11 protein-coding genes and 1 riboswitch are annotated in these 16,282 nt (G+C 28.8%); of the genes, 8 read left to right on the top strand and 3 right to left on the bottom strand.

The features are described 5' to 3' along the window. Positions 1-113 precede the first annotated feature (113 nt). Positions 114-221: riboswitch (SAM riboswitch) on the top strand. 99 nt (positions 222-320) lie between these two features. Further along, positions 321-1,496 (top strand): methionine adenosyltransferase, encoded by a 1,176-nt coding sequence (gene metK, locus ABDZ60_RS10560; RefSeq protein ID WP_016208035.1) that lies wholly within the window; start codon positions 321-323, stop codon positions 1,494-1,496. Positions 1,497-1,672: 176 nt separating this feature from the next. Here metK and nagA read toward each other — a convergent pair whose 3' ends face one another. Then, a complete protein-coding gene (nagA, locus tag ABDZ60_RS10555; RefSeq protein WP_343778016.1) occupies positions 1,673-2,809 on the bottom strand; it encodes an N-acetylglucosamine-6-phosphate deacetylase in 1,137 nt (378 codons plus the stop codon). Between the two features lie 203 nt (positions 2,810-3,012). On the opposite strand from nagA, the gene recD2 reads away from it, so the two are divergent. From recD2 to prfB, 6 genes are all read left to right on the top strand, one after another. After that, positions 3,013-5,241, top strand: coding sequence for an SF1B family DNA helicase RecD2 (gene recD2, locus ABDZ60_RS10550; RefSeq protein ID WP_343778014.1), 2,229 nt, complete (start codon positions 3,013-3,015; stop codon positions 5,239-5,241). A 14-nt stretch (positions 5,242-5,255) separates the two neighbouring features. Then, positions 5,256-6,278 (top strand): hypothetical protein, encoded by a 1,023-nt coding sequence (locus ABDZ60_RS10545; protein ID WP_343778012.1) that lies wholly within the window; start codon positions 5,256-5,258, stop codon positions 6,276-6,278. After that, on the top strand, positions 6,251-6,895 hold the full coding sequence (locus ABDZ60_RS10540; protein WP_047000247.1) for a ComF family protein: 645 nt from the start codon (positions 6,251-6,253) through the stop codon (positions 6,893-6,895). The genes ABDZ60_RS10545 and ABDZ60_RS10540 overlap by 28 nt, the downstream gene beginning before the upstream one ends. A gap of 434 nt (positions 6,896-7,329) precedes the next feature. Further along, entirely contained in the window at positions 7,330-7,866 is a 537-nt protein-coding gene (gene hpf, locus ABDZ60_RS10535; RefSeq protein WP_016208030.1) for a ribosome hibernation-promoting factor, HPF/YfiA family, read from the top strand. A gap of 235 nt (positions 7,867-8,101) precedes the next feature. After that, complete coding sequence (gene secA, locus ABDZ60_RS10530; protein ID WP_343778009.1) at positions 8,102-10,615, top strand: preprotein translocase subunit SecA; 2,514 nt, start codon at positions 8,102-8,104, stop codon at positions 10,613-10,615. 281 nt (positions 10,616-10,896) lie between these two features. After that, positions 10,897-12,001 (top strand): peptide chain release factor 2 gene (gene prfB / locus ABDZ60_RS10525; protein ID WP_343778007.1). Its coding sequence is split into 2 segments (ribosomal slippage): positions 10,897-10,974 and positions 10,976-12,001, totalling 1,104 coding nucleotides; the frame shifts between segments, so codons are not numbered across the junction. A 76-nt stretch (positions 12,002-12,077) separates the two neighbouring features. Here prfB and ABDZ60_RS10520 read toward each other — a convergent pair. Beyond that, entirely contained in the window at positions 12,078-13,436 is a 1,359-nt protein-coding gene (locus ABDZ60_RS10520) for a M28 family metallopeptidase (RefSeq protein ID WP_343778005.1), read from the bottom strand. 83 nt (positions 13,437-13,519) lie between these two features. Then, the gene (locus ABDZ60_RS10515; RefSeq protein ID WP_047000251.1) at positions 13,520-13,861 is read right to left on the bottom strand and encodes a hypothetical protein; all 342 of its coding nucleotides are present in this window, start codon (positions 13,859-13,861) and stop codon (positions 13,520-13,522) included. Positions 13,862-14,093: 232 nt separating this feature from the next. On the opposite strand from ABDZ60_RS10515, the gene ABDZ60_RS10510 reads away from it, so the two are divergent. After that, positions 14,094-16,256 (top strand): Tex family protein, encoded by a 2,163-nt coding sequence (locus ABDZ60_RS10510; protein WP_343778003.1) that lies wholly within the window; start codon positions 14,094-14,096, stop codon positions 16,254-16,256. Positions 16,257-16,282 lie beyond the last annotated feature (26 nt).

Below are 16,282 nucleotides of genomic sequence, written 5' to 3'. Positions count from 1 at the left end.
AATTTAAGTAATATTCGACAAAATAATACAATAAACATGAATAATTTTTAGGTTTTATAGTTGACTATTAGTATTAAAGATGCTATAATCTGAAAAGTAAAATTTGATATTAGTTCTTATCCAGAGAGGCGGAGGGAAAAGGGCCCGATGAAACCCGGCAACCTACTTCATTAAGTTTGAGTGTGGTGCCAATTCCTGCAAAGTAATTTGCAAGATAAGAAAGATTATGATTTTTATTATCTCTTCTTATCGAAGAGATTTTTTTTTATAAATAATTTTAGTTTAGAATTAATATCAAATAAAATGAAAGGAGAAATAAAATGAAAAGATTATTTACATCAGAATCAGTTACAGAAGGACATCCAGATAAAATATGCGACCAAATATCAGATGCAGTATTAGATAGTATTTTAGCTAAAGATCCAACAGCAAGAGTTGCTTGCGAAACTGCAGTTACAACAGGAATGGTACTAGTTATGGGAGAAATATCAACCAATTGTTATGTTGATATCCCTAAATTAGTAAGAGAAACTGTAAGGGAAATAGGATATGATAGAGCTAAGTATGGTTTTGACTGTGATACATGCTCAGTTTTAACATCAATAGATGAGCAATCAGGTGATATAGCTATGGGTGTTGATGAAGCTTTAGAGTCAAAGTCAGGCCAAAAGGACGAAGTTGAAGCAGTTGGTGCTGGGGACCAAGGTATGATGTTTGGTTTTGCAACAAATGAAACTGAAGAATATATGCCATTACCAATAGCTATGGCTCATAGGTTATCAAGAAGATTATCAGAAGTTAGAAAAAATGGTACTTTACCATACTTAAGACCAGATGGAAAAACTCAAGTTACAGTTGAATATGATGATAATAAAGTTGTAAGAATAGATGCAATAGTAATATCAACACAACATGGTGAAGATGTATCTCAAGAACAAATAAGAAAAGATTTAATGGAACATGTGATTAAAGCTGTAGTTCCATCAGAATTGTTAGATGATAATACTAAATATTATATAAATCCAACTGGAAGATTTGTTGTTGGAGGCCCACAAGGAGATAGTGGTTTAACAGGAAGAAAAATAATCGTTGATACATATGGTGGATATGGAAGACATGGTGGTGGAGCATTCTCTGGAAAAGATCCAACTAAGGTTGATAGATCAGCAGCATATGCAGCAAGATGGGTTGCTAAGAACTTAGTTGCAGCAGGAGTTGCAGATAAATTAGAAATTCAATTAGCTTATGCTATTGGAGTAGCTAAACCAGTATCAATAGAAATAGATACATTTGGAACTGGAAAGAAATCAGAAGAAGAAATCATTTCAATAGCTGAAAAGGTATTTGATTTAAGACCAGGAGCTATAATAAGAGATTTAGAATTAAGAAGACCAATATATAAACAAACAGCTGCTTATGGACACTTTGGTAGAAATGATTTAAATTTACCATGGGAACAATTAAATAAGGTAGAAGAAATAAAGAAACTACTTTAGTCAGTGAATAGGTTAAAGTTCACAGTGCACAGTTTTGGATGATTTTCAGCTTAGCTAAAAATCTAAAAATAAAATTAGAGCCTAATTAGAAATATACTAATTAGGCTCTTTGCTTTTCAGATGGGATGAAAAGTTACATTCAGCTGTAAATTGTGTACTGTACACTGTGAACTATATTAAGCTGAATGAACTGTTCTTCCACCAACAATTACTTTTTTTATATTTATATCTTCATCAAATAATACTAGATCAGCATCATATCCTTCTTTAACAAGACCCTTTTTATCTTCAACCTTACAATGTCTAGCAGCATTGAAAGTTGCCATTTTTACAGCTTCGTTCAAAGAAAGGCCAACATTCTGATATACATTTTTAACAGCTTTATCTAAAGTTAATATTGAACCAGCTAAACTTCCGCTTAGAAGTCTTGCAGCACCATCTTTAACAATAACATCTTGACCACCTAACGCATACATACCATCAGGCATAGCACATGCCATCATTGCATCAGTAACCAGTAAAACCTTATCTGTAGTTTTTTGATTATAAGCAATTCTAAGAGATGGATAAGATATATGAATACCATCAGAAATTGTTTCAGTAGTTATCTCACTATCAAATATAGCACCTACAACTCCAGGTTCTCTATGAGCAAATGGTGTCATTGCATTAAATAAATGAGTTGAATGACAGCAACCACATTTAATTCCTTCCATAGCTTCATTATAAGTCGCTTTTGTATGTCCTATAGAACAAACTATTCCCTTTCTTGATAATTCTTTTATTAATTCTTTAGCACCAGGAACTTCAGGAGCAATTGTTATAGATACGACGGCATCTTCAGCATCTCCTACCATAGCATTAAAGTTTTCTATTGTTGGTGGAATTAAGAAGTTAGGGTTTTGAGCCCCTATAGCTTTTGGACTAATAAATGGACCTTCAAGATGTGCACCTAAAACGATAGCGCCATCAGTACCATTTTCTTTAGCATCTTTTATAACAGACATTGATTTTCTTATATCATCTACGGATACAGTCATAGTAGTAGGTGTAAAGGAAGTAGTTCCATGTTTAACTATAGTTTTGGAAATTTCATTAATAGCTTCAAATGTACCATCCATTGTATCATAGCCTCCAGCACCATGAATATGAACATCTATAAATCCTGGAGATAAATATAACCCATCTGCATCTATTACTTCACTATCATCTGAAAATTTCGGATTTATTTCTTTAATTTTCCCGTCCTCAATTAAAACAGACCCTTTTTCTATTTTATCAATAAATATTATATTACAATTTTTAATTATCATATTAGCACCTCCAAAGTATAATATTAAAAAATTATTTGCTTGAATTTAATTACTATATTATGTATTCAATTATATCATAAAAATATAATTTGGATTAAACAAATGTATAGTTGTATAGTCTTCATTACGATTTATATATGATATAATTATATAATAAAATTGTAAAAATTAAAATATTATCAAAAAAGATTTGGAGAGATAGCATGGAATTTCTAAATGGAGTAGTAGAATCTATTGTATTCAAAAGTGAAGATACAGGATATGTTGTATCGAAAATAAGAGTTGATAAGGACTGCATTAATGCAGTTGGAATCGTTCCTTTTTTGAAAGAAGGGCAAAGTGTTAAATTAAAAGGACAATGGGTTCTTCATAAACAATTTGGGCGCCAATTTAATATAGATGAATATGAGGAAATACTACCTAATTCAATAGATGGAATTAAGAGATATTTAAGTACAGGAATAATCCATGGTATAGGGCCTATAACAGCAAAGAAAATTGTTGATAGATTTAAAGAGGAAACTTTAGATATATTAGAGAATCATATTGAAAGACTACAAGAAATTGAAGGAATCGGGGAAAAAAAGTTCAAGATAATTTACGAATCTTATATGGAGCAAAAAGATTTGAAAGATATAGTAATATACTTTCAAGGACATGGAATGACAACTAATCAATGTATAAAAATATATAAGAAATTTGGGGTTGATTCAAAGGCGATAATTTTAGAAAATCCATATATACTTTCTGATGAAATATCAGGAATAGGCTTTATGACAGCAGATAGAATAGCAAAAAGCCTTGGAGTAGAATTAATATCACCTTTTAGAATACAAAGTGGAATAAGATATATATTGAATCAATTCTCTGCATCCGGAAATACTTATATGCCTAAAGAAAATTTAATAGAAGAAGTAGGTAAGTTATTAAACGTATCTAGTGAATTGGTTGAAGAAAATTTATATAACTTAGTTTTAGAGACTAAAATAAAAATAGAAAAGATAAATGACATAGAATCAGTATTCTCTTTGCCATATTATTACTGTGAGCTAGGGGTTACCAATAAAATAATAACACTAAGTATAGAGAATTTTAGAAATATAAATGCAGATGTAGAATTTGAAATAAAATCATTTGAAAGAAAAAACAATATAAAATTTGCATCTTCTCAAAGGGAAGCAATAGTGGGAGCCTTTGAAAATGGAATAGAAATAATCACAGGGGGACCTGGAACAGGAAAGACCACAATAATAAAAGCAATAATAGAAATATATGAGAATAATGGAATGAAGGTTTTATTAGGTGCACCAACTGGAAGAGCAGCTAAAAGAATGACGGAATCTACTGGAAGAGAAGCTAAAACAATACATAGATTACTTGAAATGGGTGTAAGTGAAGATGAAAATTCGTACTTTGCGAAAGGTGAAGGGGAACCATTAGAAGCTGACGTAGTTATAATAGATGAAGCATCAATGATAGATATAATGCTTATGCATAGCCTACTTAAAGCTATAAAACTTGGAACCAGGTTAATAATAGTAGGTGATGTAGATCAATTACCTTCAGTAGGAGCAGGGAATGTCCTAAAAGATTTGATAGAAAGTAATTTTATAAAGGTTGTAAGGCTTAAAGATATATTTAGACAAGGAGAAGCAAGTCTAATTGTAACTAATGCTCATAAAATAAATAATGGGGAAATGCCATATATAAATAGAAGAGATGGTGATTTTTTCTTTGAGAATAAAGAGGATTTAGAAGAAATATTATTTACTATAATTGACTTAATAAATAGAAGATTACCTAAATTTAATAAGGAGTGGGATAGATATAGAGATATACAAATCTTGACCCCAACAAGAAAGGGAATATTAGGAGTACAAAATTTAAATAATAAATTACAAGAAGTTTTAAACCCTAAATCACCCACAAAAAAAGAAAAAGAATTAAAGGAAATAATTTTTAGAGAAGGCGATAAAGTTATGCAAACTAAAAATAATTATTCTTTAAAGTGGGTTAGAGTCAATGGAAATGGAGATAATGAAGGTGTAGGTGTATTCAATGGAGATATGGGATTTATACAAAGCATAAATGAAGAAGAAAAAACTATAACCATAGTATTTGATGATGAAAGAAAGGTAGTTTATGACTATATATATTTAGATGAATTAGAATTAGCTTATGCGATAACTATACACAAAAGCCAAGGAAGTGAATTTAAAGTAATTATTACCCCCGCTTTTATGGGGTCACCATTTTTAATGAATAAAAATTTACTATATACGGCTATAACTAGGGCAAAAGAATTAGTTGTAGTTGTTGGTATGCCAAAAGCATTAAAATATATGGTTTCAAATACAAAAGTTATGGAAAGATATTCATCACTTAAAGATAGAATTATAGATATAACAAGTAAAGACGTTTTTATTGAATAAATAAGGAGAGTTATATGTTAGATAAAGGGTTAACAAAAAATAGGGAGTTTAATAATTTTACTTCTAGGATAAATAAATGGTATAACAAACAATCAAAAATACTAACTATAATAACTAATCCATATAATAGTACATTAATATTTATAGACTTAATAGAAAGAATATTAAAAGAGAATAAGAAGATATTATATATTTGGGGGGGAAATGAACCTAATAAAGATATAGTAGAAATATTAAAAGAAAGAAATCTTAATTTTACTTATTCATATATAGAAGAAAAAGAAGGAAAAGAAGATTTAACATTTTTAAACTTTACAAGTACGAGTAAAATAAAAAAAAATTACGACTTGTGTATATTTGATGACATAAGTATCTATTCAAAAATTTCAAAAGAAGATTTAAGAAAATGTGTAGAAGATTTATATTTATATGGTAATAGAATGATAATATTTTCTATAGAAAAAGTAGTAAATATGGGGAAAAGTATATTTCTTTCAGATTTAAAAAGGTCTAAGCCGTTTGTAGAGCCAAGAATAATCACAACAAGAGTAAAATTAGATGAAGATATACCATATACATTATATGATTATTTAATGTGGTTTAAGAGTAATAATAGAAAGGTTATAATATTTGTTCCAACGGAAGAAAAAATAAATAAATTATATAATTACTATAAAGAAGAGTTAAAGATTAAGGATGTAAGAATAATTAAATTTCTAAAGGGAGATAATTTAAAAGAAATAGAATTAATATATAAATTAAAAAATAAAAGTGTATTTGTAATTACGAACAATATAAGAAGTTATGCTAAAGAGACAAGTGATATAGATATAGTAGCATTATTTTCAGATGATATTTTTTATAGTTATAAAAGGATAATATACTTTTGCTCAGATGTAGGGAAAAATACTAAAGATGATAAAATGGGAGAAGTAATTTTAGTTGCTAAAGAAATATCAAAAGATATGGATTTAGCTAAGGATATGACAAGAGGTTATAATAAACAAATATGGGAAAAGGGTTTATTAAATTATTAAAAGAATTCCTTAATGAATTTCTAGATATAATATATCCACCAATAAACAAGTGTATATCATGTGGAAGTGAGTTTATAGGACTATGTCCAATATGTAATAAGAAAATAATAAGGGTAAAGGAAAATCATAACATAATATCATATGGTTATTATAGTGGTGTAATGAAAAAATTAATATTAGAATTTAAATATAAAAAAGATTTTATTTGTGGAGATATATTATCAGACTATTTATTTGAATTAATAGAAGAAAATAACATTAAGGCAGATGCTATATTTTTTATTCCAAGTAGTAAAAAATCCTTAAAAGAAAGAGGATTTAATCAATGTGAATTTATGGCAAATAAAATAAGTGATAAATTAAATATACCAGTGTATAAAGATATTATTAAAGTAAAAAATATAAAAGAGCAAAAAACTTTATCAAAAGAAGATAGATTAAAAAATGTACAGGGAGCATTTGGAGTTATAAGTAATAGAAACATAAGGAATAAAAATATAATATTAATAGATGATGTTGTGACTACTGGTGCAACTTTATTGGAGTGCGAAAAATTACTTATAAATAATGGAGCTTGTTCAATAAAAATGTTGACAGTTGCGAAAAGTTATATATAATAATAATGTAAAGCTAGGTCTGTGGATGAAAGTCGATGCCAGTCGCAGGCAAAACGATCCACGTAAGTTTGGAAAAGTTCCTAATGAGCATGGTGCGGTATAGAAGTAAGTCCTACCAAGAAAATTGAGAGGGTTAGTAGTGAGAGGTTAATTCCGAGTAGCAAAAGCTCCAGTAGGCGAGTGTGGGGTCAAAATCCAGGTCAGCTGACTTTACAAAAAAATAGCTATTAGTTTTTACTGATGGCTATTTTTTTATTTTTTAAACATATAAAAGATAGAGTAAACAGAAGTTATAATGAGTAAAATAAAGTGAATTTTCTGTCAATTAATCTTATTCCCCTTGATTAAAGAAGTTTGAGAATAGTATAATATATATATAACAAAAATTTAATCTATTAAGCTACATATAGCTTATAGAAAGGGGATGAACTTATATGAGAGTTTCAACAATAGCAAAAAATACAACAGTAACACCAGCATTAAAAGAGATGATAGAAAAAAAGCTTTCAAAGGTAAAAAGATACTTTGATCCGGAGGTAGAAGCAAAGGCTACTTTATCAGTACAAAGAAATAAGCAAAAGGTAGAAATAACTATACCGTTTAATGGAATAATATTAAGAGCTGAAGAAGCAACAGAGGATATGTATAAGTCAATAGATTTAGTTGTAGCTAAATTAGAAAGACAAATTAGGAAGCAAAGAACAAAGTTATCAAGAAGAAACAATGAGTCATTAAGATTCCCACAATTAGATGAAGTTGCTTTAAGTGACGAAGTAAAAGAAAATGATGGAGAAGTTGTTAAAGTTAAAAAGTTTAGAGTGAAGCCAATGTCAGCAGATGAGGCAATACTTCAAATGGAATTAGTAGGACATAATTTCTTTGTTTATCAAGATTCAGATGAAAATAAAATATGCGTTGTATATAAGAGAAAAGATGGAGATTATGGTTTATTAGAACCAGATTATATTTAAATTTATGTTAATATTGAATTAAATTAATAAAAGGAAGTGCAATGCACTTCCTTTTTAGTTATAATATTATTAATATTAAGTTATTTCTTGAATTGATTATTAGTAAAATGGTATAATTTTAAAGGAATTTTAATTAATAACTAATAAATAATCCTTAGTAAAACTTATACAAATAAAATAATATGATTAAATTAATAAGAGAAAATAAAATAAAGTGATTGGAAGGAAAATTAGTATGGGATTTTTGGAAAAAGTATTCGGGTCATATAGTGAGAGAGAAGTAAAAAAACTACAAAAAATTGCAGATAAAATAGAAGCATTAGATGAAGAAATGCAAAAATTATCAGATGAAGAACTAAGAGTTAAAACTGATGAATTTAAAGAAAGATTACAAAAGGGAGAATCACTAGATGATTTATTACCAGAAGCTTTTGCGGTATGTAGAGAAGCTGCATGGAGAACTTTAGGAATGAAACATTATAGAGTTCAGCTTATAGGAGGAATGGTTCTTCATCAAGGAAGAATTGCAGAAATGAAAACAGGGGAAGGTAAGACTCTAGTTGCAACACTTCCACTATATTTAAATGCATTGACAGGCGAAGGTGTTCACTTAGTAACAGTTAATGATTACTTAGCAACAAGAGACGTAGAATGGATGGGAAAACTATATAATTTCTTAGGTTTAACTACAGGATGTATAGTTCATGGTTTAACATCAGAGCAAAGAAGAGAAGCATATTCAGCAGATATAACATATGGAACTAATAATGAATTTGGTTTTGATTACTTAAGAGATAATATGGTGATTTATAAGGAAGAAAGGGTTCAAAGAAGATTAAACTTTGCAGTTGTAGACGAAGTTGACTCAATACTTATTGATGAAGCGAGAACACCACTTATAATTTCAGGAGCTGGAGAAAAGTCAACTAAGTTTTATAATGTTGCAGATAATTTCGTAAAGCAATTATTAGCAGAAAAAGACTATACAATTGATGAAAAGGCTAATTCAGTAATGCTAACAGAGGCTGGTGTTGAAAAAGCAGAAAGAGCTTTTGGAATAGATAACTATGCAGATGCAGAACACTTAGAATTACAACACTATATAACTCAAGCATTAAAGGCAAACTACGGAATGAAAATAGATAAGGACTACATGGTAAAGGACGGTCAAGTAATAATAGTTGATGAATTTACAGGTAGACTTATGGAAGGTAGAAGATATTCAGATGGTCTTCACCAAGCTATTGAAGCAAAGGAAGGAGTTAAGATTGAAAGAGAATCTAAAACTCTTGCAACAATAACATTCCAAAATTACTTTAGAATGTATAAAAAGTTATCTGGTATGACAGGTACAGCATTAACAGAGGAAAACGAATTTAGAGAAATTTATGCATTAGATGTTATAGTTGTTCCAACTAATAAACCAGTAGCCAGATTAGATAAGAGTGATTTAATATATAAAAATACTAAAGGAAAGTATAACGCTATTATAGAAGACATAATAGAATCTAATAAAAAAGGTCAACCAGTTTTAGTTGGTACAGTTAGTATAGAAAAGTCAGAGTACTTATCTTCTTTACTTAAGAAAAGAGGAGTTAAGCATCAAGTACTTAATGCTAAGTACCATGAGCAAGAAGCGGAAATAATTTCTCATGCAGGTGAATTAGGCAGTGTAACTATTGCAACTAATATGGCTGGTAGAGGTACTGATATTAAGCTTGGGGAAGGCGTTAAAGAAGTCGGCGGATTAAAGATAATAGGCACAGAAAGACATGAATCAAGAAGAATAGATAACCAATTAAGAGGTAGATCTGGTCGTCAAGGAGATTCAGGAGAATCAGCATTCTATATATCTTTAGAAGATGATTTAATGAGAATATTCGGATCAGAAAAAATCCAAGGAATAATGGAGAGATTAGGTTTAGAAGAAGATGAAGCTATTGATCATAAGATGGTAAGTAAAGCTATAGAAAATGCTCAAAAGAAGGTTGAAGGTAATAACTTTGACATAAGAAAGAATCTTATCGGTTATGATGATGTTATGAATATGCAAAGAGAAGTAATTTACAAACAAAGATCTGAAGTTCTAGAAGGAAAAAATCTAAGAGAACAAATTAATCAAATGGTTAATGAATTAGTATCTGATGCTGTGAAAGCGCATTTAGATGGTGTAAATGAAAATATTGAAGAAGAAATAAATAAATTAATAAAATATCTAGAAGATATATGTTTACCACATGGAATAGTGAAAGTTGAAGATTTAGCAGAATTATCTAATGATGAGATGATTAATAAGCTATTAGATGTGTTGATGAAGATTTATAATGAAAAGGAACAAGAATTTGGTGAAGAACAATTTAGAGAAGTTGAAAGAGTAATACTTCTTAGAGTGGTAGACCAAAAATGGATGGATCATATAGACAATATGGATCATTTAAAACAAGGTATTGGACTTAGAGCATATAAGCAATTAGACCCAATACAAGCATACCAAATGGAGGGTAGTGCTATGTTTGAAGAAATGATAAATGGAATAAAAATAGATACAGTAAAGTTCCTATTCCATATTCAAATTCAAAAACCTGTTGAAAGAGAAAGAGTAGCAGAAGAAACAACAGCAAGCCATGGTGGAGATGATTCAGACGTAAAGAAGAAGCCTGTTAGAAATGAAGCAAAAGTAGGTAGAAATGATTCATGTCCTTGTGGAAGTGGGAAAAAGTATAAAAACTGTTGTGGAAGAGAAGCATAAAATATATATAAATTGTTTTCTATACCATGATAGTATAAAATACTAAATATTTAGATATAAACTAATTCACAATGCGCAATGAGCAATTCACAATTAAGGTATAAACTCCAAAGGAGTTTAGAAATATATTTTTCATAATTCAGCTAAGCAGAATTATTCCTTAAATTATGAATTGTGAACTGTGAATTGTGAATTCTTTATATGATCATCCAAAGTATTATAGAGTTTTTGAGTTATATCTATAGTTAGTTTTTAAAAATAAAAAAGAATAGGGTGATATTATGATAATTAAGTTAGAAGCTGAATTAGGAAAGCTTAATGATATAAAAAAAACTATAAAGGAAATGGGGGCTTCTCTTTGACAAGGAAGTACTACAAAAACAATTACAGGAATTAGAACTTCAAATGCAAGAAAGTGGATTTTGGGAAGATATAAAAAGGGCAGAAGAAGTTACTAAAGAAAGCAAGAGAATTAAGGATAAGATAGATAGATTTGAATCCTTATCATCAAGGGTTGAGGATATTGAAGTTTTATCAGAATTAATAGAAGAAGAAGACCAAGAGTCTATAAATGAAGTTATAAGAGAAATTAGACTTATAGAAAAAGATGTTGAAGAATATAGAATAGAACTTCTCTTATCAGGTGAATATGATAGAAATGATTCAATATTAACATTACACGCAGGTGTAGGTGGAAGTGATGCAAATGATTGGACTGAAATGTTACTAAGAATGTACACTAGATGGTGTGAAAAAAAAGGCTTTAAGGTAGAAACTGTTGATTATTTAGAAGGAGATGAAGCTGGTATAAAAAGTGTAACATTAAAGATAAAAGGTGAATTTGCATATGGATACTTAAAGGCTGAAAAGGGAGTTCATAGGTTAGTAAGAATATCTCCATTCAATGCAAATGGTAAAAGACAAACATCTTTTGCATCAGTTGAAGTTCTTCCAGAGCTTACAAAAGATCAAGATATTGAAATAAAAAGTGATGACTTAAAAATTGATACATACAGATCAAGTGGAGCTGGGGGACAGCACGTTAATAAAACAGAATCTGCAATAAGAATAACCCATTTACCAACAGGAATAGTTGTTCAATGCCAAAATGAAAGAAGTCAATTTGCAAATAAAGATACAGCTATGTCTATGCTTAAATCTAAACTTATAGAATTAAAAGAAAGAGCTCATAAAGAAAAAATAGAAGATTTAACTGGAGAATTAAAGGATATGGGATGGGGTAGCCAAATAAGATCTTATGTATTCCATCCATATAATTTAGTAAAGGATCATAGAACAAGTGAAGAGACATCAAATTTAAATGCAGTTATGAATGGAGAAATAGATAATTTCATAACAGCATATTTAAAGAGTAATAACCTATAGCTCTAATAGCAATTAAAAACCATGTAAAAATAGATTTGTTATTTTTACATGGTTTTATAAAATTTATAAGCTAATCTTAATTAAGATACTTTTTTCTTTTTATATAAGTTATAAAAGGAGAAGATAATAAAAATCCGAACAGTATGGCAAAAGTAAACAAAGAAGATTTACCATGGAAAAATACAGTTAAGGTTCCATAAGCAGATTTATTTATCTTATCTTCAATTACACTGTAAGCACTATCTATAGCATCAGTGCTTATGAATTCTACTTTATCATTAGGAGTATGAATTTTACTCATATCACTATGACAAAAGCTTAATGAATCTATTCCTAAGTTATTGAAACTTGCATGATCACTTGAATCTTCATAAACAACTTTAGTATCCACATTGTTTTTCTTTGCCATTTTTTCAACAGACTTAAGAAGCTCAGAATCCTTATCTTTATATGATGATCCAAGCATTAAAGTAAGAGGATATCCTTTGCTGCCAATCATATCAAAATTAATGACTTCTGCCTCTTTTAGCTTATCAAGATTATTTTCGGCAAAGCTTTTTGAGCCGAGTAATCCAAACTCTTCAGCATTCAATGCTACAAAAATTATATCTCTTTTAGGCTTACCATAACTTGATAAAGTTTTTTGTAGTTCTAATAAAAATGCAGTTCCAGAGGCATTATCCAAAGCTCCATAATAAGTGTTTTTTAAACCATCTACACCTAAATGATCATAATGAGCAGTTAATACAAGAGGAGGTAGGTCACTAGAAGAACCTTTTAAAACGCCGACTATGTTAACAAGTTCTTTTTCACAAGTAGTAAATGGTAAATTTACAGAAACAATTAGTCCAGAGCGTACAGAATCTAGAATTTTATTATAAGTATTAGTATTTATCAAAACCATCATGTCATAAGCAAAATCACTGATAAAAGAACTTCTAAAAGAAAAATCATTATTAGGAGATACATAAAATAAACAATTTCCTTCGCTAGTTATTACTTCAATAGAATTTGTATAAATATTTACTTTATCCTCCTTAGAAAAACTTAAATTATTGATTCTGAAATTAATCATATCTTCTTTATAATCAACTCCATATTTCAAAGTTTCTACAACATCTTCACCGGAGAAGATTTTAAGATAAGGGGAACTATTATTAGTTATAGGACATAATGTTTTGAAGCTTTCTTTAAAGCTTTCATTAAGTGGAACCAATTTGTTATCTTCAAAGTTTTTTCTTATAATTTCTCCAACTAGTAAATTACCGTTGCTACCAGATAGTCTGCCGCCATAAGTTTCAGAAGAAAATGCAGCAATATTTGCCTTTACATTATCAGCATTAAAAGGTGAGTATGTAAAATTAAAAAATATAGAAACAGATAATAATAATAAACTAGTAATTAATGATAAATAGTAAAATAATTTTTTTTTCATAAATATACCTCAAATAATAATTATATTTAATACTATTACTTAAGATATGATATTATGAAGAAATATTAATTAAACATAGAAAATTAAGCTTTTTTATAAACCAATTCTATGAATCCGTAAATCAGAGAAAATAGAATACAAATATAAATAAATATGTTTATTTGATTTGCAACTATTGAAAAAACTCCACCAACTATTGAAGAAAAGAGTATTATGCAATTTATAAATTTGGATAATCCAGATTTATTAACTATAATTTCTTTAGTAGAAGAAATTAGTATTAATATTAATGTTAAGAAATATAAAACATATTTTAGTGTATTAGAGAACTCTATAATATAGTATTCATTTAATATTATGAAAACTATAAAAAATATAAGAAGAATACTTATTATCTTATTAATTAATATTAGAAATTTATTCATATACATCACCCATCTGTAAAATTTTTACAATTTAATTATAAACGGAATTTTACATAATATCAATAAGATAATTAAGATAACTATGTTTAGAAAAACTTTGCAATTATTTAAATCAACCTAATTGAGTAAAATTGTTTTATAAAATACTAAATAGAGTACATAAAAGTTTAATATTGTATTATAATATCATTATGTAAATTTTGGACAAATAAATTATTCATAGGAGGACTTTATGGTTGAAATAGTTGAAAGATTATCTTCTGAATTAGGGATAAGTATAACTCAAGTAAACAATGTAATATCACTGCTTGATGATGGTAATACAGTTCCTTTTATTTCAAGATATAGAAAGGAGCAAACAGGTGCTTTAAGTGATGAAGTGCTAAGAAAATTCCAAGAAAGACTTATATATCTTAGAAATTTAAAAGAAAGAAAAGAAGATGTTTTAAGGCTTATAGATGAACAAGGGAAATTAAATGATGATATAGTAAAAGCTTTAGAAGGTTCAAAAACTTTAACAGAAGTTGAAGATATATATAGACCTTATAAACAAAAAAAGAGAACAAGAGCTACTATGGCATTAGAAAGAGGATTGAAGCCACTTGCAGATATTATATTAAATGGTGATTTCAATGCTAATTTAGATGATGAAGCACGTAAATTTATTGATGAAGAAAAAGGTGTGAATAGTAAAGAAGATGCATTTAACGGTGCATTAGATATAATTGCAGAAGCAATATCTGATGAGGCCAAATATAGAAAGTGGATAAGAGAATTATTGTTTAGAGAAGGAAAAATACAATCAAGCGGTGAAAGTGAAGAGCATACACCATTTGAAATGTATTATGAATATAGTGAAGAAATAGCTAAAATACCTCCACATAGAATTTTAGCCATAAATAGAGGAGAAAAAGAAAAAGTATTATCAGTAAAAATAGTGGTAAATGAAGATAAAATCATAAAATATTTAGAAAGTGAAATATTAAAAGATACTGATATCACTGATGAATACTTAAAAATAGCAATAAAAGATTCTTTGAAAAGATTAATATACCCATCTATAGAAAGAGAAGTTAGAGGCGAGTTAACTAATATAGGTGAAGAAGGTGCGATAAAGATATTTAAGGAAAACTTAAAGGCTCTATTAATGCAACCACCTATTAAAGGAAAAGTAGTTATGGGATATGATCCAGGTTTTAGAACAGGTTGCAAGATAGCTATATTAGATAGTACTGGAAGGTTTTTAGATAAGTCAACAGTATACCCAACAGCGCCACAAAATAAAGTTAAAGAAACCAAAGAGATACTAAAAGATTTAATAAATAAGTATAATGTAGAAGTAATTTCATTAGGAAATGGAACTGCTTCAAGAGAATCTGAGGAAGTGATATCTGAAATAATATCAGAAATAAAGAAAGAAACTGGAAAAGAAATAGCATATGTAATAGTTTCCGAGGCAGGGGCATCTGTTTATTCAGCTTCAGAACTTGCTACTAAAGAATATCCCAATTTAGATGTTACAGTAAGAGGAGCAATATCTATAGGAAGAAGATTACAAGATCCTATGGCAGAGTTGGTTAAGATAGACCCAAAAGCTTTAGGGGTTGGGCAATATCAGCATGATGTTACAGCAAAGAAGCTTGATGAATCCTTAAAAGGTGTTGTTGAAGACTCTGTAAATAAGGTTGGGGTAGATTTAAATATTGCAACACCAGCATTACTTACTCATGTGGCAGGCATAAATTCAAGTATTGCAAATAATATAGTAAATTATAGAGATGAAGTTGGCGGCTTTAAAACCAGAAAAGAATTATTAAAAGTAAAAAGACTTGGGCAAAAAGCTTACGAGCAATGTGCAGGGTTCTTAAGAGTTATGGAGAGTAATGAACCTTTAGATAACACCTCAGTTCATCCTGAATCTTATGAAGCAGCAAGAAAGTTAATTAAATTATTAGGATATACCAAAGAGGATTTAAAAGAAAATAATCTTAAGGATATAGATGAAAGAGTAAAAGATAAAGGCCTTTCAAGTCTTTCTAAGGAATTAGAAGTTGGAGAACTTACACTTTTAGATATAATAAAAGAACTTAAAAAGCCAGGTCGTGATCCAAGAGAAGAAATGCCAAAACCTATTTTAAAAACAGGAGTAATGGATTTAAAGGATTTATCAGAAGGTATGATACTTATGGGAACAGTAAGAAATGTATCTGATTTTGGAGCTTTTGTTGATATTGGAGTTCATCAAGATGGACTTGTTCATAAAAGTCAAATGGCGGATAGATTTGTAAAACACCCATTAGATATAGTTAAGGTTGGAGACATAGTAAAAGTTAGAATTTTAGAAGTAGATAGTAAGAGGAATAGAATTTCACTGTCAATGAAAAATGTTAACTAGTTATTTTGCTTCGCAAAATATTACAA

The sequence above is a fragment of the Clostridium sartagoforme genome, from assembly GCF_039521405.1.
GTDB classification, from domain to species: Bacteria; Bacillota; Clostridia; order Clostridiales; family Clostridiaceae; genus Clostridium; species Clostridium sartagoforme.
The sequence above is the reverse complement of the archived record's forward strand: the minus strand, read 5'-3'. Positions and strand labels throughout refer to the sequence as shown.

What these genes read in the sequence shown, in the direction of transcription:
- metK (WP_016208035.1), top strand. Translation starts at nt 321, where the DNA reads ATGAAAAGATTATTTACATCAGAATCAGTTACAGAAGGACATCCAGAT.
- hpf (WP_016208030.1), top strand. Translation starts at nt 7,330, where the DNA reads ATGAGAGTTTCAACAATAGCAAAAAATACAACAGTAACACCAGCATTA.
- recD2 (WP_343778014.1), top strand. Translation starts at nt 3,013, where the DNA reads ATGGAATTTCTAAATGGAGTAGTAGAATCTATTGTATTCAAAAGTGAA.
- ABDZ60_RS10540 (WP_047000247.1), top strand. Translation starts at nt 6,251, where the DNA reads ATGGGAAAAGGGTTTATTAAATTATTAAAAGAATTCCTTAATGAATTT.
- ABDZ60_RS10545 (WP_343778012.1), top strand. Translation starts at nt 5,256, where the DNA reads ATGTTAGATAAAGGGTTAACAAAAAATAGGGAGTTTAATAATTTTACT.
- ABDZ60_RS10510 (WP_343778003.1), top strand. Translation starts at nt 14,094, where the DNA reads ATGGTTGAAATAGTTGAAAGATTATCTTCTGAATTAGGGATAAGTATA.
- nagA (WP_343778016.1), bottom strand. Translation starts at nt 2,809, where the DNA reads ATGATAATTAAAAATTGTAATATAATATTTATTGATAAAATAGAAAAA.
- ABDZ60_RS10520 (WP_343778005.1), bottom strand. Translation starts at nt 13,436, where the DNA reads ATGAAAAAAAAATTATTTTACTATTTATCATTAATTACTAGTTTATTA.
- secA (WP_343778009.1), top strand. Translation starts at nt 8,102, where the DNA reads ATGGGATTTTTGGAAAAAGTATTCGGGTCATATAGTGAGAGAGAAGTA.
- ABDZ60_RS10515 (WP_047000251.1), bottom strand. Translation starts at nt 13,861, where the DNA reads ATGAATAAATTTCTAATATTAATTAATAAGATAATAAGTATTCTTCTT.